Here is a 19,536-nt window from a genome sequence, read left to right on the forward strand (position 1 = left end):
CCAAACAGTTGGTACCTAAAATCAAAGAGCGGCTGGATCATGCCCGTAAAAGCGAAGAACTAGTGATTTTCACCCGGGACATCCCGGTGGAATATCAAAATAAAGACGAAGAAAACGTGGCGTTACAGATTATTCCCGCCTTAGCCCCTTTAGTTAGTGAAACCATTGTAAAAAAACACTATTTTACATTACCGCCAAAAGCTTTATTGGCAATTCAAGAGTTGGCTCCTTCTTCACAATCAAAGACGATTGAAATAGTAGGAACGGAGCTTAGTCTGTGTGTCTTGGCGAATACCTTAGCTTTACAGAGCATCTTCCCTGAAGCAGATTTTGTAATAGATAGAAACTACGTGGCGGGAAATCATCTAAATAACGAAGCAGCGGCCTTAATAAAAGATTTCAATGTGAAAGTCCGCTAGTTTTGACCGGCTTTGAAATTGGCGAAAGTTGCTTTACTTGCTGCGAAAAAGGGTGAAACAAAGGGATTAGATCCCTATTGCAAGCCTTGATTATGGAATTTTTTTGATGCCTTGGTCTGCAAAAAATGACACTGGCCCCTTGGCGATTCGTTGATCAGGGGGCTTTTTTCTATCTCAGGATTGGCTTATGGACAGGACAATTTAACACTATGGAAAGGAGCAAAAAAAAATGAAGAAGTACCTTAAATTTTTCTTGATGATTACCGTCTCCACCATTTTGATGTTTTTTATGATGTATTTTAACCTTTATGCCTTCAGCCACTTCTTTTTCAGCCAAACAAGGGCTTTTATGGCGTTGATGATGGGGGCTGCCATGGCCATTGTGATGTTACTTTTTATGTGGAAAATGTACCCTAGTAAAAAAGGCAATCTGGCAATTTTAGCGGTGAGCCTTTTGGTTTTTGCCGGTTCTTTGTTTATGGTGCGTAGCCAGACTGCAGTAGATGACGTAGCGTGGATGAAAGCCATGATCCCCCACCATTCCATCGCAGTCCTCACCAGTAAGCGGGCAAATTTAAGTGATCCCGAAGTCAAAAAACTAGCCCAAGAGATTATTGACGCTCAAGAAAGAGAGATTGAAGAGATGAAAGAGTTGATTGAGAAGTTGGAGGAGTAGGGTGATATGTAAAAAAAGCATGGCGTGCCATGCTTTTTTATATTGTGATAATTCCACCTACAAGACTTCTTCTAGAATTCTCCTAAAAAATGAGCGGGTAGTTTATTTTCTGCACTAATTAGCAAAGGCTCCAAATAAGGCCGATTTTCATCGTCTAAGTGTTCTTTCAATTGACCTTTCGTCAATGGTCCTAAGAAAATGGCAGCCAATTCCCGAATATCCACCAAGTCTGAATCTAGCTTTTCAGTGACAGATTTACTTACTGTGTCACCAGAAATTTGATAACACCCGCTATTCCAAGGAGCGACAGAGTCAATGACTGAAAAAGTAAAACTTTTCACGGCTGGAAATTGAGCAAACCAAAGTTTTAAAAACTGCGGCAAGTCCACAATGCGAATCATGGTGTTGTACCAAAGTCGTTGGTCAATCCGCGGATCTGCAAAGGAATAATTAATGCTTTCAGCGTTAGTCGTCGTACCGCAAATTTGAAAAACATTAGACTGATGAGCACTGGCAAAATTCCATAATTCTTTAGCAGCTTGACTGTTCTCATAAATAAAATCAATGATTTCCAGATTAGTATCCACAATTCGATAACTGAGGTACCCAACACAAACATCAGCCTGATAGATAACGGCATAATTAAGCTCAGGAAATTGTAAATCCATGCGTCGCCACCAATTGGTATCTCGTATTTGAGTACCGTTTCTTTTTTGGGCAAATTGTTCATAGACCTCGCAAAGCACTTTCATCAATGAAGGGGACATTTCGCTTCTCACCCAGCGCTCAATGCGGTAGACATTTTCATGAGTGTATTGGGGAAAGAGCTCTTTTGAAATCTGATAATGAATCCGTGTGGCAAATAAGTCAAAACCATATTTCCGATAAAAGGCAACTGAAAAGGGCTGTAAGATACTTAAAACTTGTCCTCGTTGATAGGCTTGTTGAAGACTTGCCTTCATCAATTTCCCAGCTACACCTTGCCCTCTAGTTTCCGGAAAGACGCCCACATGATTGACCCCTACTGCCGGTACTTTTTGACCGTAAAAGTTGTAAAAGATTGGTAAGTTTAGCACTTGCCCTAACAAGCGTCCCTGATCATCAAACGCCCCGATACTATCGGCAATTTGCAATAAAAACTGGTAATCCGCCGCTTTTGCTTTGGTATAAGGAGAGCGAAAAACATATTTACGCAGTGCGATTGATTGCTGAAACTCGCTTTCGTTAAACTGACTTATCTTCATTTTCTCACCTACTATTGATTTATATTTTTTAAAAAGAGCCTGGAACTTAACAAAAGTCCCAAGCTCTTTTCTTTTGGCTAAGAATGTTTCTGATTTGCAGCTCTCAGGCGTTTCACTTTTTTAGCCAACCAGCCATTGCCCTCACCGCTCATTAGCAGTTTGTAATTTCTAGTGGCAGACATGAAAAAGATAATTGTACCAAATAAGAAAAGTACTTGAATTCCATACATCACTACTGGATTAGTAAAAAAGATTTGTCCTAAGATAAGCACCAGAAAGCTGGCTCCACCAACTAAAAAACTGTTGATCTGATGACCGGATTGATAGACTTTTTCAACAAGCGCTGTTGAAAGAACAAACAAAACAGCCAAAACGATAAATAAAGTGATTGTCGTAATCATAATGCCACTCCTTCTAGTAAAGATAATACTGAGCTACCTGCTGTTCAAAGACTTCATTCTCATTCCCATAGTCTGTGGCAATCTTCTCAAAGTCTACTGAATCAGCCAACTGCGTCCCCGCCAAATATTCAATAAATTTATGCGCCACGCCGATATCTTTTGATACTAGGCTGTAATCAAACTCCTCAGGGTATAAATCCTTCAGAGTTTCTAAAACCAAGTAGCCCAGTTTTAACGTGTTAAATTCAGGATTCATCAGGTGGAAATGCACGCCTTGACAGACAGTCCCAGTATGTTTGGAACTTAGTGGCACAAACCAAGTAGGTTGAAACAGGCAATCTTTCGGCGAAACTTTTTTTGCCAAGGTTTTAGCTAAGGCTGAACCATCGATCCAAGGAGCTCCGATTTGTTCAAAAGGATAAACGGTTCCCCGGCCTTCTGAAACATTGGTTCCTTCCATAAAACACAATCCTAAATAAAGTCTCACTGCATTTAGTGTAGGTAAATTAGGAGAAGGGGCTAGCCATGGCAAACCATTTTGAACAATATCTGCTTGACTGTCCCAATTTTTCAAAGGTACCACAGTCAATGCCAACGAAGGCATTTTTTTCGTCTGAATCCAGTTTGCCAATTCCCCAATGGTTAAGCTATAGCTATTAGGCAAAGGAAGCAAACCTACAAAGGAAAAAAACGCTGGGGTCAAAGTCTTACCCAAGGGATATTTTCTGCCTAATGGTAAAGGACGATCCATTACAATAAAAGGAATCCCTGCTTCTTTTGCAACTTTCATCGATTCATACATCGTATAAATATAAGTGTAGTAACGAATCCCAATGTCTTGAATATCAAAAAGTAACACATCTAAATCGACTACATCACTTTTTAATGGTGCATGTCGTTCACCGTAAAGGCTGACAATGTTCATTGCCAACTGCTCATCATAGTAGCTAGCAACAGTCTCTCCTGCTTCAGCAACACCGTGGAGACCATGTTCTGGAGTAAATAATTTTTCGACGTGACACCAATTAGCTAACAATTCATAGTTTTTCTCAAAGGTGCTAGTTACACCGGTGAAATTGGTGATCAAACCAACCCGTTTGCCTTTTATCAGAGGCACGTATACCTCAAGATTTTCGATTCCTAAAAGGAGATTTGCCATTTTACTCAGCCCACTCTAAACATTTTTTCGGAAACTTCAGGAATCTCTACTTCATCAATACTGGTTACAGTAAAAAACTGACTTCCTTTGGCAATTTCATCTTTAAATTGTTGCAATTTATCCTCAGGTCCTTGAATCTCAATCACTACTGTTCCATCTGCGCCTCGTGATGAAACACCAGTTAGATGCATTTGCATAGCATAGCGTTGCGCCACATATTTTACTCCGCCATCGGCTAGTTCTCCATGAATAGTTAATTTCTTTCTCATCTTGATAACCTCCAAACTTTTATGCAGTTACTGTATCGGCTTCATGATGCGCTTCTTCGTTTTCTTTTGCAAGTAATTGCTTGTCATACATCATAACAAATGGGTAGTAAATTGCTAAATAGATAGCAAAGTTAATCAGCATTAACAGGATTGCCCGAACATCGGCTTGGGTAATCATATACCCCATAATTGGAAACGGTACGGTAAATGGCGCTAGCATTGACGTTTTATTCACTAAATCCATACTCATAGCAAAATAAGTTAGTGTAGAAGTAATAAATGGACCCACGATGAAAGGAATTGCTAGTAATGGGTTTAAGACCACTGGTGCACCAAAGATAATTGGTTCATTGATATTGAAAATACCTGGTACCACTGATAGTTTGCCGATTTCTTTTAAGTAAGCTGATTTTGCAAAGAACATCGCAATTACACATAGTGCTAAAGTACCACCGGAACCACCAATCCAAACAAAGGTGTAAAAACCTTCTGTGGCAATATTTTGAGCAGCATGACCAGCAGCTACAGCATCGGCATTTTGTTGCCATAAAATCAACCAGAAAGGACGAACTAAATTCCCAATAATAGAATCACCATGAATCCCAGTTGCCCATAATACAGTAATCAACAATGGTGGGATAACTAAACCAAAGTAAGAATTCATACCTACATCGACAATTGGTTTAAAGAGTTGCATCAAAGCTTCATTGACATTAAATTTCAGAACACCACAGACAACCCAGACTAAGATGATTACCATTGCAGAAGGAACAATTGCTGCAAAAGAACGAGATACAGAAGCTGGCACGGAATCAGGAAGCTTGATTTCGATATTATGAGTGCTACAGAAACGAATAATTTCCACAGCAATAATCGCTACAATAATCGCCGTAAACATTCCGGCACCACCAAGGTAAGACATTGGTAGAACCATTCCTAAAGAGGTTTTCGCATCAGCGGCATCATTTGCCAAAACCGGTGTGGTGGTCATTAAAAAGGCCCCCATGGAAATCAAACCGCTAGATAAAGCATCCAATTTATAACGTTTCGCTAATTGATACCCAATCCCAAACGCAGCATAGACAGCCATCAATCCTACGGTAATTCGATAAGGTAACATAATGGTTGCAACATAAGGTGCGACCAATTTTTGATAAGCAGGTATGGGAAATTGTGCAAATAATACAAAGAAACTACCTAACATTACCAATGGCATCGTGGCAATGATCCCATCCCGGATTGAAACTAAATACCGGTTTTGCGATAGCTTAACCATTGGTGGCATGAGTTTCGCTTCAATCCAACTTAAAAACTTTTTCATAATAAGTTCATTCCTTCCAAAAAAGCGTTTTATAATTACAAACATAGTATAGCACTGTGTTTTAAAATTTCAACACAATAAACAAATTATTGAAATTAAATTTCTTTAATTAAAATTTTGCTGTAAAAAAATGACCACAGCCATTGACTGTGATCACCACTTACTCGTTTAATTTCCTTTTTTATTGATGGAGCGTTTGTACTCATTAATGATTTCAGCAGATTCTCGTAGTGATTGTTCACTGGTATCAAAGGTCTTACTGACAAAGTAATAAAAGATTACATCCACCATCATAAATTGGGCTAACAAGGAATTAGTGGCGGCAATTCGATTGGTACTTTCCACCGGTTGTGATGTATGAATGGCAATATCAGATAATTTGGCCAAAGTATTATTGCCAAATTTCGTGAGAGAGACGACTTTTAATCCTTTTTTTCGCGCCATTTTGGCAGCCAAAATCGTTTCGGGGGATTCACCAGAATTGGAAATCACCCACAAAAGGTCCTCTTTATCGGTATTGATAATCTTTGGTAACAGCATATTTAGATCATTGTCAGAAATAGTAGTATGCCCTACTCTATCCCATTTTTGAGAAATATTTTCAACGGTTAGAAAAGAAGCTCCTACCCCAAATAAAAGCAACTGTTTTGAAGCTATCAACAGTTCGACTAGTTCATTGATTTCTTTTTCCTCAATTTGATCAATGGTTTCTTGAATTGATTGTTGGGCACTGGTTAGCAATTTTTCTTTGATATTGGTCAGTGGCTCATCTTTGGTGATTTCATTATAGCCCTGATTTTCTTCACTGTTTTTCGTTAAATCAGAGGACAGTAAAATCTTTAAAGTCGTAAAGCTACCGATATTTAAACGTTTGGTGAGGCGAATCACAGAGGCGGGACTAGAATCCGCTACCTTGGCTAATTGTCCCACAGTCATCTTTAGCACCTCTTGAGGGTGTTCTAAAATATAATTCGCCACTTTGTTTTCTGCCGCAGATAAATCATTGCTGGCATTTAAAATTCGCCCTTTAACTGACATCTCATCAATCCTCACTACAACTTTATTTAGTTGCGCAAACTTGCTAATGCCTTCGCAATAAAATCGTCATTTTGTTTCAACGCATCAATTGCCACTTCTCGGGATACCCCGCCATTAATCATCACAATGGCCACTTTCGGTTGATGCCAAGATTGTTCATAGTATTCTGCTGCTAGAGCATAGTCTACTCCTGTCGCATCAGAAATAATCCGTTTCGCACGATCAACTAGCTTTTCATTAGTCGGTTTGACGTCTACCATTAGATTACCATAAACTTTCCCCATTTTAATCATCGCAGTGGTAGAAATCATGTTTAAAAATAGTTTTTCTGCAGTACCAGCTTTCATTCGAGTAGAGCCGGTAATCACTTCTGGCCCCACCACCGCTTCTACTGCATATTGCGCGTGTTGGCTAACGGGGGCCATTTCATTACAACTAAATGCTCCGGTTTTTGCACCGATTTCAGTAGCATAATCCAAAGCACCGATTACATAAGGAGTAGTGCCGCTAGCTGCTAAACCTAGTACAAAATCATTGGCAGACAAATGGTGTTGAATTAAATCTTCTTTGCCACCAATTAAGGAATCTTCAGCTCCTTCCACTGCTTCCGTCATGGCCAGTTTTCCCCCAGCAATAATTCCTTGCACCATTTCAGGGTCTGTTCCATAAGTTGGTACACATTCCGCAGCATCTAACACACCTAAACGGCCACTAGTCCCAGCGCCGATATAAAACAGTCGTCCACCATTTTTAAAGCTAGCTACAATTTGCTCTACCATTTGACTAATAACCGTAAGAATAGCAGGTTGAGCGATAACTTCAGCTACTTTTTTGTCTTGTTGATTGATCATCTGTAAAATATTTTCAGTAGTCAGCGTGTCAATGTGCATGGTCGCTGGATTGCGCATTTCTGTTGTCAGTTTCATTAATTGCTTATCTCCTCTTATATGTGATTGAGCCAATCTAACACTTTTTTGATGGCTTCATTCCAAAAAATCCAATCATGATTACCGGGCAATACTTGATAGTCTGTTTCAATCGGTACTGATGCCATTTCAGTATGAAAACGGTCGTTGTCTTCTTTTAGAAAATCCTCATCTCCAATAATTTGAAATAATTTGATTGTGGCTAAATCCTTAACTGGCGCTTGTTTCGCGATTGCCAATAACTCATTTTGCGAATCAAACACCCCGTTTTCGCCAAATACCCCTTGGTAATCAGACATAATAGTAGGCACAACCTTTAAGTCAACAACTGGTGAAATCGCAGCTACTGCCCTAAACTTTTCTGGATAAGAGAAAGCTAATTTCAGCGCCCCATATCCTCCCATAGAGTTTCCTACCACATAATTATCAGCTGGATTTTGACTAATCGGCAAAAGATTTTGCATTTGAGGGATTAATTCACAGGTTAAATACTGCCAATACTTGCCACCATAGGTCATATCACTATAAAAGCTACGACCCATATCAGGCATAATGATTACCCAGTCTTTCGTTGAAACTAGTTGTTCCAAATTGGTCTTTCGCGCCCAAGCACTACCGTTATCTCCCAATCCATGAAAGAGCCAAATCACCGGTAATTCTTTCTTCGGTTCAATTATATCTGGTAAAATAACTCGGACGGTGGTTTGTAAATCGAGTATTTTAGCAGATCTTGTTAATTCTAAAAACGCCATGCATTCACACCTTCAATCAAAAGTATACTTTATTTATAAAACAAAAAACCATTTTTTTCAATCAAACATTGAAATTTTTTTTCAATGTTTTATAATAATCACGAAAGCAAGTTACTGACTATTAAATTTATTATGGATAAAGAGGGATTGAAATGAGTTATATAATTGGCATTGATAGCGGTGGCACCCACATCACCGGAGAAGCATTATCAATGACTGGCGATGTTTTACACAAAGAGGAAAGTGGTCCGGGAAATATTTTTTTGAATTACGACAGTACCATTACCAACTTAACTGATGTCATTGGCCGTTTACTGGAGAAGATGCAGCCTCAAATTTGTGAATACGTGGTGATGGGGGTTGCCGGCATTGAGACCACCGGTACAGCTGTTCAAGTTTCCCAGTTCTTTACCGAAAAATTTCAAGTGCCTGTAAAAGTGATTAGTGACGCTCAATTGGCCTTATTAAATGGACTGGAAGGTCACGATGGAACATTGGTCATTGCCGGTACCGGCTCAGTGGTTTACGGCCGTCAAAATAAGCGGTTATTGCGTTATGGAGGTTGGGGCTTTTTACTAGGCGATACTGGCAGCGCCTATAAGATTACTGAAGCCGCTGTAAAGTACGCCCTTTATTTACAAGATTCAAATAAACAAAATGACTTTATTCCGTTTATCCAAAAAATTTTTCAAGTAGAAAGTTTAACCGCAGTCGTTCAAAAGTATTATCATCTTGATCGTACATCTATTGCCTCCTTATCCAAGTCAATCGGAGAAAAAGCTGCTGCTGGTTCCATGGAAGCCACACAAATTATTACCAATCAAGCAATCGCCTTAGCAACAGAAGTCCTCGGCTTACTGAAGCAGTACCAAAAACCCTGTCCGAAACGCTTGGCTTTATCTGGTTCAGTTCTCACCAACAATGACAGCTATCGCGATACCTTGGTTACCACCATCCAAACCCACTATCCTGAACTAGAAATTCATACCGTAGCTACCAATAATAGTCATGGCGCAATTTATTGGTCCAGATGGGAAAAATAAAAAGGAGTGTTTTACTATGACCATGCGACAATTAGGATTATCCATTTACCCCGACCACAGTGATTTTGAAGCAGATAAAAAATACTTAGAGTTAGGCCACCAATATGGCTTTACTAGAATTTTTATGAGTATGTTAGAAGTTCAAGGCTCTGTAGAAGAAACCAAGGAAAAATTCAAGAAGATAGTAGATGTAGGTAACGAACTCGGCTATCAAACCATTCTTGATGTTTCGCCCCGCATTTTCGATCAATTGGGTATCAGTTATTCAGACTTAAAATTTTTCCACGATTTACACGTAGCGGGGATTCGTTTAGATCAAGGCTTTGATGGCAGTACTGAAGCTATGCTTTCCTACAATGAATATGGCTTAATTATTGAATTAAATATGAGTAGTGATGTAGATTACTTGAATAATATTATGAGCTATCAAGCAAACAGCCCGTTTATTTATGGTTGCCACAACTTTTATCCTCAAGTCGGAACTGGCCTGCCTTATGATTTTTTCATGACTTGTAGCCAACGTTTTAGAAAGTTTGGTATTCATACGGCGGCTTTTGTTGCCAGCCAAGTGGGAGGACAAGGCCCTTGGAATGTCAACGATGGCCTGCCTACTTTAGAAGTGGATCGCAAGTTACCTATTGAAGTACAAGCTAAACATTTATTTGCCACGGGAATGATTGACGATGTCATTATCGGAAATGCCTACGCCTCTGAAGCTGAATTAAAAGCCTTGGCTGAAACCAATCGCTATCAAGTTCAATTTCATATTGATTTTGTGGCAGAAGCTAATCCAATCGAGAAAAAAATTATTTTGGAACACCAACATTATCGCCGGGGTGATATGAATAATTTAGTAGTTCGCTCCACCATGACTCGGGTTTATTACAAAGAAGAAGCCAATAAACCTCACGATAATCAGATTGAATTCCAACGAGGAGATATCCTCATCGGCAATGATGACTTCGGTATTTACAAAAATGAATTGCAAATTGTTTTGGAACCTCACGCTGATTCTCGGAAAAATAAAGTTGGTAGTATTTCCCAAGAAGAACTCCTCTTATTGGACTTTATAAAACCATGGAGTAAGTTTAAATTTTTGGATTAAAACAATCGAAAATCCCCAGATTAACTATACGCTCCAGTTAATCTGAGGATTTTCTTTATTTATTTGTGGTGCTAGTTTTTTAATCGGTAAGCTAGTACCTCGTTTCTGCTTATTTTGTGTATAATCACGTTAACCAATCCATTTAAAAAAGGAGCTTCTCATGAATTTAATCGTTAAAACTTTCCCCCAACTTTCCACCACTGAACTCTACGAAATCCTAAAAGTTCGCTCACAAATCTTTGTGGTAGAACAAAACTGTGCCTACCAAGATATCGACGGGCAAGATCAAGAGAGCCTACACCTGTTTTTCCAAGAAGAAGGTCACGTACTAGCTTATTTGCGAGCCTTTTTAAAAGAGCCCGGTGTTGTGCAGATGGGTCGGGTATTGACGGTAACCCATGGGCAAGGTCTGGGAAAAAAGCTCTTAGCTAGTGGCATTAAAGAAATCAAAGCCCACTTTCATGCCCGCCAGATTGTCATCGAAGCCCAGTGTTATGCTATAGGTTTTTATGAAAAAGCGGACTTTGTGGTGTGTTCTGAGGAATTTTTAGAAGATGGTATCCCCCACGTGAAAATGGGTTTATCCTTGTGACAAGGCCTTTTTGTAACCGATTTTTCCCTTCCATGTTATACTTTTCACGATAATGGAAACACACCAAAATCAAACTATGAGGTGAATTGCAGATGGTAAAAAAACGTGTTTTTGAAAAAATCAATGCCCCTGTTACAGAAATTGGCCTAGGAACTTGGCAGTTGGGCACCAAATGGGGCGAGGCTTTCAACCCTGCTAAAGCCGAAAAAATTTTGCAAACGGCAAAAGAAAACGGCATTACCATGATTGATACCGCGGATATTTATAACGATGGGGAAAGCGAAAAAGCCATTGGCCACTTTATGAAAGAAAATCCCAATGACTTTTTCGTCACCACGAAATGTGGCCGCGCCCTTACTCCTCACACTGCTGAAATGTATACACCAGAAGCCATTGAAGCCTTTACCGACGCTAGTTTGAAACGACTGCAAACTGAGCAACTGGACATGTTGCTGCTCCATTGCCCACCCACTTCTGTCTATCAAAAAGATGCAATTTTCACCAAGTTAGACAAAATGCAACAAGCCGGCAAACTGCGCTCTTTCGGAGTCAGCGTGGAAAAAGTCAGCGAAGCATTGGCCGCTAGTCAGTATCCTATTAGCGCCGTGGAAGTGATTTTCAATATGTTTCGTTTAAAACCCGCCGAAGAACTTTTCCCCACATTACAAGAAAAGAAAATTGGCGTAATCGCCCGAGTGCCGTTAGCTAGCGGTCTTTTGACGGGAAAATACACCAAAGACACCACCTTTGGCAAAGAAGACCACCGCAGCTTTAACCGCAACGGGGAGGCCTTTGACAAAGGAGAAACTTTTTCTGGCGTGGATTATGACCTAGGCTTAAAAGCCGTTCAAGAATTGAAAACATTGTTCCAAACCGAGAATTTGATTCCTTACGCCCTAAAATGGATTTTAATGCACGAAGCGGTCACCACGGTAATTCCGGGAGCTAGCAATAATCGCCAAGTGATTTCCAATGTAGCCGCAGCAAAGATTCCGGATTTGACCCCGGCTCAGATGAAAGGCGTGGAAAAGATTTACGATCAGTATATCCGGGCACAAGTGCATGGAAATTGGTAATGATTGATATAGCAAAAAGGCGCGGTCTCAGTAGACTGCGCCTTTTTGTTTCCCCATTTCTACCCCTGCCTCTGCACCACTGGATCTGGTACAGGCAATGAGCCCAACAATTTCTTGGTATAGTCTTCTTTTGGTGCGGTTAAGATTTGTCCGCCGGTGCCTTTTTCCATGATTTGGCCTTTGTACAAGACGGTGATGTAATCAGACACCATGTCGATGACTGCCAAGTCATGGGAAATAAAGAGGCAGGCAAACTGCAATTCGTCTTGCAGTTCCAAGAAAATCTTTAAGACTTCTGCTTGCACGGACACGTCCAATGCCGAAGTGGGTTCGTCGGCAATAATGAAATCTGGTTGCAAGGCTAACGCTCGGGCTAGGCCCACGCGTTGGCGCTGGCCGCCGGAGAGTTCGTGAGGGAAACGGGTGGCAAAGGCTTTTGGCAAGTGAACCATTTCCAAGAGTTCTGCTACTCGAGCCTGGGCGTCTTTGACTTTTTTGACTCCAAAACCAGAAGGGGAGTTCGGCCCGGCGACTACCATGGGTTCCGCCACTGCTTCTCCAATAGTCAACAGTGGATTAAAGGAGCCATAGGGGTCTTGGAAAACGTAGCCGATGCGTTGGCGCAAGAGCCGGCGTTCTTTAGTGGGAATGTCTGAGAGCACTTGGCCGTAGACTTCTAATTTGCCAGCAAAAGGCGACAGGCCCATAATTGCCCGACCAATGGTGGATTTGCCGGAACCGGACTCCCCTACTAAGCCCATGACTTCTCCTTTGCGAATTTCAAAAGATACGTCTCGCACTGCTTGAAAGGCGGGGCTGCCTCCTTGAGCTGGATAGGTGACGCTCATGTTTTCGGCTTTCACCACGATGTCTTCTGGACGAGCATCGGCATCGGGAGCCACCAACAGTGGTTTTTTCCGAGTATTGGCGCGGCGGGTAGCTTCTTCGATTCGTGGTACAGCTGCCAGCAGTTTTTTCGTATAGGCATCTTTCGGGGCTGCAAAAAGTTCGTAAACATCGGCACTTTCTACAATTTTCCCTTGATTCATAACGATAACTCGATCCGCCATATCCGCCACTACGCCCATATTATGGGTGATTAATAAAATGGCGGTGTTAAACTCGGCGCGAATTTCTTTTAACAATGCCAAAATTTCTGCTTGGACGGTCACATCTAATGCGGTGGTGGGTTCGTCTGCAATAATCAATTTTGCGCCTAAGATTAAGGCTTGGGCGATGACAATCCGTTGTTTTTGCCCTCCGGAAAATTGATGGGGATAATAATCCACCCGAATTTCCGGATCAGGAATCCCTACTTTGCCCAGGATTTCAATGGCTTTTTTCCGGGCAGCTTCTTTGGTCAATTTCACCCCACCGGAGAGTTCTGGGTGAGCTCGCAGGCCTTCCACAATTTGCCAGCCCACTTTATAAACTGGATTTAAAGCGGTGGCGGGTTCTTGGAAAACCATGGCAGCGTCCACCCCACGCATTTTTCGCAGTTCACTGCTAGAAAGCTGATGCACATCTACTAATCCCTTGTCTCCTGAGCGCAAAAGCACAGTGCCGGCTTCAATGGAAGAGTCCGGTAGCATTTGCAACAACGCTTTTGAGGTCACGGATTTGCCGGAACCGGATTCCCCTACTAGTGCTAAGATTTCACCGGGGGCAATGGATAAAGAAGCGTCTTTTACCGCATCGAAATCGCCACTATCAGTACTAAATCGGACTTTTAAGCCGTCAATTTGGGCTACGTCTGCGGCAGTTTTGGTATTCAAACTCATTTTACCGCCTCCTTTTCAAATGCTGTAGGTTTCTTCCGCAGGCGCAATCGCGGATCGGCTAAGTCATTTAATCCTTCTCCCAGCAATGTGATGCCAATCACCACAATTACAATGGCCAAACCTGGGAAAATCGCCGTCCACCAAATGCCGGCGGTAACGTCTGAAATCGCCCGGTTTAAATCATAACCCCACTCGGAAGCGGCGGAAGGTTCAATTCCTAGACCTAAAAAGCCCAGTCCTGCCAAGGTTAAAATTGCTTCGGCGGCATTCATGGTGATGATGACCGGCAACGTTCTGGTGGAGTTGCGCAATACGTGGCGGAAAATAATCCGGCTGGTGGAAGCACCAATGGCTTTGGCAGAATCCACGTAAGCCTCGTTTTTAATCTTCATCACTTCTGAGCGCACCACCCGCAAATACTGAGGCACAAAGACCACGGTAATGGAAATCCCTGCAGACATGATTCCTCCCATGACGCTACCGCCATTGGCATTGAGCATAATCGCGAGGACAATGGCCAATAACAAAGAAGGAAAAGAGTAGACCGCATCAGCAATCATTACCATAATCCGGTCAAACCAGCCACCGAAATAACCGGCCACCAGCCCTAGAAAAGTCCCAATAAAAAGGGAAGCGACCACAGAAACGATAATCGCCAAAAGGGCTGTCCGCGAACCCCAAATCACCCGAGACAATACGTCTAATCCCCCCACGGTGGTGCCTAATAGGTGTCCTTCTCCTGGTGCTTGTTGAGGAATAAAGGCCAGACCGTCCGCTTTGGTTTGAGAAAAACCATAAGGGGCCAGTTGGGGGGCAAATAAAGCACATAATAAAAACAAAATCATAATCACCAAACCGGTTAAGAGCATAAAACGTTGCAAGCCCACAGACTGGCGAATTTGCTTAATCAATGGCCATTCCTTTACTTTTTCCATTATTTGCTCTCCTCCTTCTGGCGAATTCTTGGATCAATGGCAGCGGCTGCCACGTCAACGATAAAGTTGGTCAATGAAACAATTACCGCAATTAAAATGACGATTCCTTGGACTGCATTAAAGTCTCTCGCTTTAATCACTTGAGACATTTGGTAGCCGAGACCTTTCCATTCAAAGGTGGTTTCCGTTAAAATCGCACCGGCTAACATCATGGCGATATTCATCCCCATCACCGTAATAATCGGCATTAACGCCGGCTTCCAGGCGTGCTTGTTGACAATCCGCTTTTCTGTCACCCCTTTGGAACGAGCGGCAAAGACGTAATCCGTAGACAATGTGGAAATCAAATTGGTTCGAATCAAGCGAATAAAAGTAGCTGCCGTCAGTAAACCTAATGCCAATGCCGGCAAAACAGAATGCTGCAAGACATCTAAAATAATCGCCGAATCTCCCGTTTGCAAAGAATCGATAATGTTAAAGCCTGTAGGATGAGCCACATTTTGCAACTGGGCTTCATAAAAAGCCGACACCCGGCCACTGGAAGGCAAAATCGGAATGTAAACAGAAAAAATCAGTTTTAATACCAAGCCTAAAAAGAACACCGGCGTGGCATAACAAACGATGGAAAACAGCCGAATCACCACATCCGGCCAGCGATCACGATAACGAGCCGCTAATTTCCCTAATGGAATCCCCACGATTAAGGCTACAATTGTGGCTAAAATCGCCAGTTCAAAGGTGGCCGCGCCGTATTGTTTTAAAATTTCCGTGACCGGCATGGACATGGAGGTGGAATTGCCCAAATCTCCTTGTAACAAGTTGCCTAAATATTCGATGTATTGCACGATGACCGGCCGATCGTAGCCTGCTTGGTGCACCCGAGCGGCAATTTCCGCTGGGGGCAGTTTTCCTGATAAAGCTACCGTAATCGGATCCCCGGTTAAACGAGTCAAGAAAAAGACCACCGTCACCAAGATAAAGACTGTCGGAATCACAAATAAAAAACGAGTCAGACAGTAGCGGAAAAAACTATTGGTTAAGGGGGACTTTATGTGCTTTTTCTCCATGTAGCAAATCCTCTCTCCTATTAAAATCCTTGCAAGACAAGGATTTCTTTTTTTGAAACAACAGTTGGTAAAGCAGTCTGGCCTCACTTTAGGTGGATGATACAGGTGGCAGTGAGATTGCCAAATGCAAATGAACTTTTTGGCATTTTCCTTGCCCGCAGTGACGTGAGCAATTTACCGGAAGTAAGGATAACCAGTTCTTCAGCTGCCGCAATACCTCAGCTAAGGAAAATAAATCCCACCACTTCCACCAACACTCAGCACCAAACAGCAAATCCGGCGGTGTACTCACCACCGGATTTACAATTGTCAAACTTATTTGGAAATGGCACCGTAACGGAATTTAAAGGAAGCATCTAATGTATCTTCTACCCCTTTGACATCTGTTCCAGAAACGGCGATTTGTTTGCCTTCCAACAATGGAATCGTTGGCAAATCTTGAGCTAATGTAGTTTGCAAGCCTTCGATCTTCTTAGTGCGGCTGTCGTGATCCAAGTCAGAAATTTCCGCTGCCAATTGGTCTTGAACGTCTTTTGAGTCGTAACCGTTGTGGACGAAATTATCTTTGCCAAAGAATGGGGTCAAATAGTTGTCCGCATCAGAGAAATCAGGGAACCAACCCAATTGGTAGATTGGATAAGAACCATTGGATTCATCAGTGATAACCCGGTCTTTGGAGTAAGTAGACCACTCTGTTTGAGCCAAGTTCACGGTGAAGAGTCCGGTTTCTTCCAATTGTTGCTTAATGGCCGCATATTCATCTGGTGAAGAAGAACCATAGTGATCCCCATTGTACTGGATGTTGATTTCCAGTGGCGTTTCAATTCCGGCTGCTTCCAAGACTTCTTTAGCCTTGTCCGCATCTGGGGCACCATTGCCGTCACCATACGCTTCTTTTAGACTTGGCGTAAAGCCAGTGAATGAAGATGGTACAAAGGAGTAAGCTGGCTCATAAGTCCCTTTGTATACATTGTCGGCGATGGCTTGCCGGTCAATGGAATGAGCGATGGCTTGCCGTACCGCCAAAGCTTTGGTTTCGTCTGCATCTTCAGTTTCCGTGCCAAATGGTTGAATCGCCATGTTAAAGGTCATGTAGCGCAACTCTCCACCAGGCCCTTCGTGAACTTTCACGTTGTCTTTGGCTTCCAAGTCTTCCACGTCCGTTGCAGTTAAGGAACGGAAAGCTACGTCGATTTTGTTATTTTGAATGTCCAATTTCATATTAGAAGCATCGGCATAGTATTTCATTTGATACTTGTCAGATTTGGCTAACCCATAAATTCCTTGGTAATCCTCATTTTTGGAATAAGCGATGGAATCGTTAATGGCATACGTATCAATTTTTAACGGACCGGCAAAGGCTTGCTCTTTGACAATATCTGCATCCGGCGTTAAATCATCAGGGCTGAAAACTTCTTCATCCACGATTGGTCCCGCTGGTGTCGCTAGGACTTGCTCCCAAGTGACATTGTTTGGTGTCTTCAAATGAAAGACTATGGTATGGTCATCTGTGGCTTCCACAGATTCCATATCCGCCAAAAGTGATGACGGGCCATTGCCTAAATCTTTGCCGTTTTCGCCGATGGTTACCACCCGTTCAAAGGAGAAGACCACGTCAGAAGCCGTTAACTCATTGCCATTGGCGAATTTCAAACCTTCTTTTAATTTCACGGTATAGCTTAAGCCGTCTTCTGAGAACGCTCCTTTTTCCGCGGCGATATCCGGTTCCGGCACATCGGAACCATAAGGGAAGTTATATAAGAATGGATAGATGTTGTTTTCTACCATAAATGAACCATTGTCGTAAGAACCAGCTGGGTCAATGGTCACAATCTTATCCGTGGTTCCTAAAACCACTGTGTCTTCCGGCGTACTGCCACCACCACTGGCTTTTTTGTCTGAATTTGACCCACAGGCCGACAGCACCAATAGAGAAGCCAAACTAATCCCTAAGGCCGTCCATGCTTTTTTCTGAAATGATTTTTCGCTCATACCATAACCCCCACTTTTTAATAATTATTCAAGATATAATCAAAATAAAAATCTTTATACCTCATGAAAATCCCTTGTTTCATTCCTTACTTAAATCAAATAAGTAAAATTAGCTTTTTTTCAAAAAACATCGGTTAAAAAGGTGATAAAATCACACTTTTTTGCTTTCCTCCTATAAAAGCTCCTTTCTTAATTTAAATTGTCGGAAAATTTCCATAAAAATACTATGGTTTATTATACATAGAATGGAGTGTCGAAACAAGAGAAAAGTTCTATTTTTCTGAAAATTTCTTCTGTTTTGACAATTGTTGGAAGATGTCCTCTTTCTCAAGCACAGCAAAAAACAGCTAGCTTCCCTTGTTTTCCCGAAAGTTAGCTGTTATTTAGTCTAAACATGATAAAAAATTAATTTACCCAGTATCGCAAAATACACGGATTCCTGTCAATTTGGCTCAAAAATCAGGAAAAAACCCGTTTTTACAGTGGCCCCCTTGAAATTCAAACAACGTCGGTATAAAATTAGTCTAGTCCAATTTAATGGACTTTAAAAGGAGAACAGGTATAACGCCTGATTGGAGGATGAGGAATAAAATGAAAAAATTATTGCTGGTTACAACGATTTTAGCTGGGCTGTCTTTAGTCAGCTACACCCAGCCTAGCTTTGCAATTTCTGGGGAAACTAGCGCAAGTCTGGGTACTTTAATGAATCAAGACGAAACCAATAACGTGACGATTTTATCTCTCGATGATCAGCCTAAAAATTCAGATGCCGCCTATCAATATAGCGTAACGGCTGACGAAACCCACAGGTTAAAAATCCAAATTACTTCTAAATCCCCAATGGACACATTGGACTTAAGTATGCTGACCTTAAGCGCCAATTGGAGCGGCGCCCAAGCAGGTTCTGCTACCCCACTGCCGGATTGGATTGAAGGCATCGGCTTAGACAATACTAGCTTTAGCGACGATGGAAAAAGCCTCACTTTTGATTTACACTTTTCCATTAACCAAGCCAAATTACAAGCAGCACTAGGTAGCTTGAATAATCTCAGCATGTTGACCATCCGTATCGCTACAAACTTTGGAAATACCATCAGCCAAAATGCAGGTACGATTACTTTTGAAACCATTATTGCCTCAACTACGCAACCATCTGAATCTACCAGCCCTTCTGATTCTACGCAACCATCTGAATCTACCGGCCCTTCTGATTCTACAGAGCCATCTGAGTCTACCGGCCCTTCCGAATCCACGGAACCATCGGAATCCACTGTTCCCTCTGATTCTACAGAGCCTTCTGATTCAACCGCACCTTCAGAGACTGAACCTACCGTATCTTCTGAATCCACAGAGCCTACTGTCTCCTCTGAAACTGCGCCATCCTCTGAATCTACGGTACCATCAGAGCCTGCAACCTCCTCTTTTCCGATTGTCTCTAACACTGCTGGAAGTGCTAGTTTCACAAAAAGCCCAATTAATTCTGGGCAATCAGGGCAAAGCGTGACTGCAAAAGTGCTACCCAAAACCAATACGACAAAGGATCGAATCCTTTCTTTAATCGGCCTTAGCTTACTGGGAGCCGCTTTCTTATTGAAAAACAGAAAATAACTTTTACTATCTACTAGTCAGCGTCTCAAAGCGCTGACTTTTTATTTAACTGCACCTACTCCTTTTACAAGACTTGAAACCCTCCAAAAAAAGCCCCTTGACCAGCAACACAGCTAGTCAAGGAGCTTCATT

Annotated in this window: 19 protein-coding genes; 7 read left to right on the forward strand and 12 right to left on the reverse strand. The window is 41.9% G+C overall.

Annotated features, from left to right (window positions below; translation table 11 throughout):
* Both AB5754_RS04260 and AB5754_RS04265 read left to right on the forward strand, forming a co-directional pair.
* Window positions 1-419, forward strand: a 419-nt coding sequence (locus AB5754_RS04260; RefSeq protein WP_368259479.1) for an isochorismatase family protein, incomplete at its 5' end; no start/stop codon positions are given.
* Between the two features lie 229 nt (window positions 420-648).
* On the forward strand, window positions 649-1,095 hold the full coding sequence (locus tag AB5754_RS04265; RefSeq protein ID WP_368250686.1) for a DUF305 domain-containing protein: 447 nt from the start codon (window positions 649-651) through the stop codon (window positions 1,093-1,095).
* A 71-nt stretch (window positions 1,096-1,166) separates the two neighbouring features.
* Here the strand turns inward: AB5754_RS04265 and eis are convergent, their stop codons facing one another.
* The 8 genes from eis to AB5754_RS04305 form a co-directional block, all read right to left on the reverse strand.
* Window positions 1,167-2,339: an enhanced intracellular survival protein Eis gene (gene eis / locus AB5754_RS04270; protein ID WP_368250685.1), complete on the reverse strand. Its 1,173-nt coding sequence runs from the start codon at window positions 2,337-2,339 to the stop codon at window positions 1,167-1,169.
* Window positions 2,340-2,416: 77 nt separating this feature from the next.
* The gene (locus AB5754_RS04275; RefSeq protein ID WP_311834328.1) at window positions 2,417-2,740 is read right to left on the reverse strand and encodes a hypothetical protein; all 324 of its coding nucleotides are present in this window, start codon (window positions 2,738-2,740) and stop codon (window positions 2,417-2,419) included.
* A gap of 13 nt (window positions 2,741-2,753) precedes the next feature.
* Window positions 2,754-3,899: an exo-beta-N-acetylmuramidase NamZ domain-containing protein gene (locus tag AB5754_RS04280; protein WP_368250684.1), complete on the reverse strand. Its 1,146-nt coding sequence runs from the start codon at window positions 3,897-3,899 to the stop codon at window positions 2,754-2,756.
* 5 nt (window positions 3,900-3,904) lie between these two features.
* Window positions 3,905-4,168 (reverse strand): acylphosphatase, encoded by a 264-nt coding sequence (locus AB5754_RS04285; RefSeq protein WP_311834330.1) that lies wholly within the window; start codon window positions 4,166-4,168, stop codon window positions 3,905-3,907.
* Window positions 4,169-4,187: 19 nt separating this feature from the next.
* A complete protein-coding gene (locus AB5754_RS04290; protein WP_368250683.1) occupies window positions 4,188-5,489 on the reverse strand; it encodes a PTS sugar transporter subunit IIC in 1,302 nt (433 codons plus the stop codon).
* A 168-nt stretch (window positions 5,490-5,657) separates the two neighbouring features.
* Window positions 5,658-6,527 (reverse strand): MurR/RpiR family transcriptional regulator, encoded by an 870-nt coding sequence (locus AB5754_RS04295; RefSeq protein ID WP_311834332.1) that lies wholly within the window; start codon window positions 6,525-6,527, stop codon window positions 5,658-5,660.
* A gap of 26 nt (window positions 6,528-6,553) precedes the next feature.
* Complete coding sequence (gene murQ / locus AB5754_RS04300; protein WP_368250681.1) at window positions 6,554-7,453, reverse strand: N-acetylmuramic acid 6-phosphate etherase; 900 nt, start codon at window positions 7,451-7,453, stop codon at window positions 6,554-6,556.
* A gap of 17 nt (window positions 7,454-7,470) precedes the next feature.
* Window positions 7,471-8,205: an alpha/beta hydrolase gene (locus AB5754_RS04305; protein WP_368250680.1), complete on the reverse strand. Its 735-nt coding sequence runs from the start codon at window positions 8,203-8,205 to the stop codon at window positions 7,471-7,473.
* A gap of 152 nt (window positions 8,206-8,357) precedes the next feature.
* Here AB5754_RS04305 and AB5754_RS04310 point away from each other — a divergent pair, with 152 nt between their 5' ends.
* The 4 genes from AB5754_RS04310 to AB5754_RS04325 all read left to right on the forward strand — a co-directional run bounded on the left by AB5754_RS04310 (window position 8,358) and on the right by AB5754_RS04325 (window position 12,021).
* Window positions 8,358-9,248 (forward strand): BadF/BadG/BcrA/BcrD ATPase family protein, encoded by an 891-nt coding sequence (locus AB5754_RS04310; protein ID WP_368250678.1) that lies wholly within the window; start codon window positions 8,358-8,360, stop codon window positions 9,246-9,248.
* A gap of 16 nt (window positions 9,249-9,264) precedes the next feature.
* On the forward strand, window positions 9,265-10,353 hold the full coding sequence (locus AB5754_RS04315) for a MupG family TIM beta-alpha barrel fold protein (RefSeq protein WP_311834336.1): 1,089 nt from the start codon (window positions 9,265-9,267) through the stop codon (window positions 10,351-10,353).
* Between the two features lie 160 nt (window positions 10,354-10,513).
* A complete protein-coding gene (locus AB5754_RS04320) occupies window positions 10,514-10,945 on the forward strand; it encodes a GNAT family N-acetyltransferase (protein ID WP_368250675.1) in 432 nt (143 codons plus the stop codon).
* A gap of 92 nt (window positions 10,946-11,037) precedes the next feature.
* Window positions 11,038-12,021 (forward strand): aldo/keto reductase, encoded by a 984-nt coding sequence (locus AB5754_RS04325; protein ID WP_368250673.1) that lies wholly within the window; start codon window positions 11,038-11,040, stop codon window positions 12,019-12,021.
* Between the two features lie 59 nt (window positions 12,022-12,080).
* Here AB5754_RS04325 and AB5754_RS04330 read toward each other — a convergent pair whose 3' ends face one another.
* The 4 genes from AB5754_RS04330 to AB5754_RS04345 form a co-directional block, all read right to left on the reverse strand.
* A complete protein-coding gene (locus AB5754_RS04330; RefSeq protein WP_368250671.1) occupies window positions 12,081-13,802 on the reverse strand; it encodes a dipeptide ABC transporter ATP-binding protein in 1,722 nt (573 codons plus the stop codon).
* Complete coding sequence (locus AB5754_RS04335; protein ID WP_311834340.1) at window positions 13,799-14,737, reverse strand: ABC transporter permease; 939 nt, start codon at window positions 14,735-14,737, stop codon at window positions 13,799-13,801. Before AB5754_RS04335 ends, AB5754_RS04330 begins: the two co-directional genes overlap by 4 nt.
* Window positions 14,737-15,804, reverse strand: coding sequence for an ABC transporter permease (locus AB5754_RS04340; protein ID WP_311834341.1), 1,068 nt, complete (start codon window positions 15,802-15,804; stop codon window positions 14,737-14,739). The genes AB5754_RS04335 and AB5754_RS04340 overlap by 1 nt, the downstream gene beginning before the upstream one ends.
* A 315-nt stretch (window positions 15,805-16,119) precedes the next feature.
* On the reverse strand, window positions 16,120-17,796 hold the full coding sequence (locus AB5754_RS04345; protein ID WP_368250668.1) for an ABC transporter substrate-binding protein: 1,677 nt from the start codon (window positions 17,794-17,796) through the stop codon (window positions 16,120-16,122).
* A gap of 591 nt (window positions 17,797-18,387) precedes the next feature.
* Between AB5754_RS04345 and AB5754_RS04350 the strand changes: the two genes are divergently transcribed.
* Entirely contained in the window at window positions 18,388-19,404 is a 1,017-nt protein-coding gene (locus tag AB5754_RS04350; protein ID WP_368259480.1) for an LPXTG cell wall anchor domain-containing protein, read from the forward strand.
* Window positions 19,405-19,536 lie beyond the last annotated feature (132 nt).

It is taken from the genome of Enterococcus sp. 2201sp1_2201st1_C11_2201SCRN_220225, assembly GCF_040925905.1.
GTDB classification, from domain to species: Bacteria; Bacillota; Bacilli; order Lactobacillales; family Enterococcaceae; genus Enterococcus_C; species Enterococcus_C asini_A.

Excerpts from the sequence above, each read along its gene's own strand:
- AB5754_RS04265 (WP_368250686.1), top strand. The coding sequence starts at position 649 with ATGAAGAAGTACCTTAAATTTTTCTTGATGATTACCGTCTCCACCATT.
- eis (WP_368250685.1), bottom strand. The coding sequence starts at position 2,339 with ATGAAGATAAGTCAGTTTAACGAAAGCGAGTTTCAGCAATCAATCGCA.
- AB5754_RS04275 (WP_311834328.1), bottom strand. The coding sequence starts at position 2,740 with ATGATTACGACAATCACTTTATTTATCGTTTTGGCTGTTTTGTTTGTT.
- AB5754_RS04280 (WP_368250684.1), bottom strand. The coding sequence starts at position 3,899 with ATGGCAAATCTCCTTTTAGGAATCGAAAATCTTGAGGTATACGTGCCT.
- AB5754_RS04285 (WP_311834330.1), bottom strand. The coding sequence starts at position 4,168 with ATGAGAAAGAAATTAACTATTCATGGAGAACTAGCCGATGGCGGAGTA.
- AB5754_RS04290 (WP_368250683.1), bottom strand. The coding sequence starts at position 5,489 with ATGAAAAAGTTTTTAAGTTGGATTGAAGCGAAACTCATGCCACCAATG.
- AB5754_RS04295 (WP_311834332.1), bottom strand. The coding sequence starts at position 6,527 with ATGTCAGTTAAAGGGCGAATTTTAAATGCCAGCAATGATTTATCTGCG.
- murQ (WP_368250681.1), bottom strand. The coding sequence starts at position 7,453 with ATGAAACTGACAACAGAAATGCGCAATCCAGCGACCATGCACATTGAC.
- AB5754_RS04305 (WP_368250680.1), bottom strand. The coding sequence starts at position 8,205 with ATGGCGTTTTTAGAATTAACAAGATCTGCTAAAATACTCGATTTACAA.
- AB5754_RS04310 (WP_368250678.1), top strand. The coding sequence starts at position 8,358 with ATGAGTTATATAATTGGCATTGATAGCGGTGGCACCCACATCACCGGA.
- AB5754_RS04315 (WP_311834336.1), top strand. The coding sequence starts at position 9,265 with ATGACCATGCGACAATTAGGATTATCCATTTACCCCGACCACAGTGAT.
- AB5754_RS04320 (WP_368250675.1), top strand. The coding sequence starts at position 10,514 with ATGAATTTAATCGTTAAAACTTTCCCCCAACTTTCCACCACTGAACTC.
- AB5754_RS04325 (WP_368250673.1), top strand. The coding sequence starts at position 11,038 with ATGGTAAAAAAACGTGTTTTTGAAAAAATCAATGCCCCTGTTACAGAA.
- AB5754_RS04330 (WP_368250671.1), bottom strand. The coding sequence starts at position 13,802 with ATGAGTTTGAATACCAAAACTGCCGCAGACGTAGCCCAAATTGACGGC.
- AB5754_RS04335 (WP_311834340.1), bottom strand. The coding sequence starts at position 14,737 with ATGGAAAAAGTAAAGGAATGGCCATTGATTAAGCAAATTCGCCAGTCT.
- AB5754_RS04340 (WP_311834341.1), bottom strand. The coding sequence starts at position 15,804 with ATGGAGAAAAAGCACATAAAGTCCCCCTTAACCAATAGTTTTTTCCGC.
- AB5754_RS04345 (WP_368250668.1), bottom strand. The coding sequence starts at position 17,796 with ATGAGCGAAAAATCATTTCAGAAAAAAGCATGGACGGCCTTAGGGATT.
- AB5754_RS04350 (WP_368259480.1), top strand. The coding sequence starts at position 18,388 with ATGAAAAAATTATTGCTGGTTACAACGATTTTAGCTGGGCTGTCTTTA.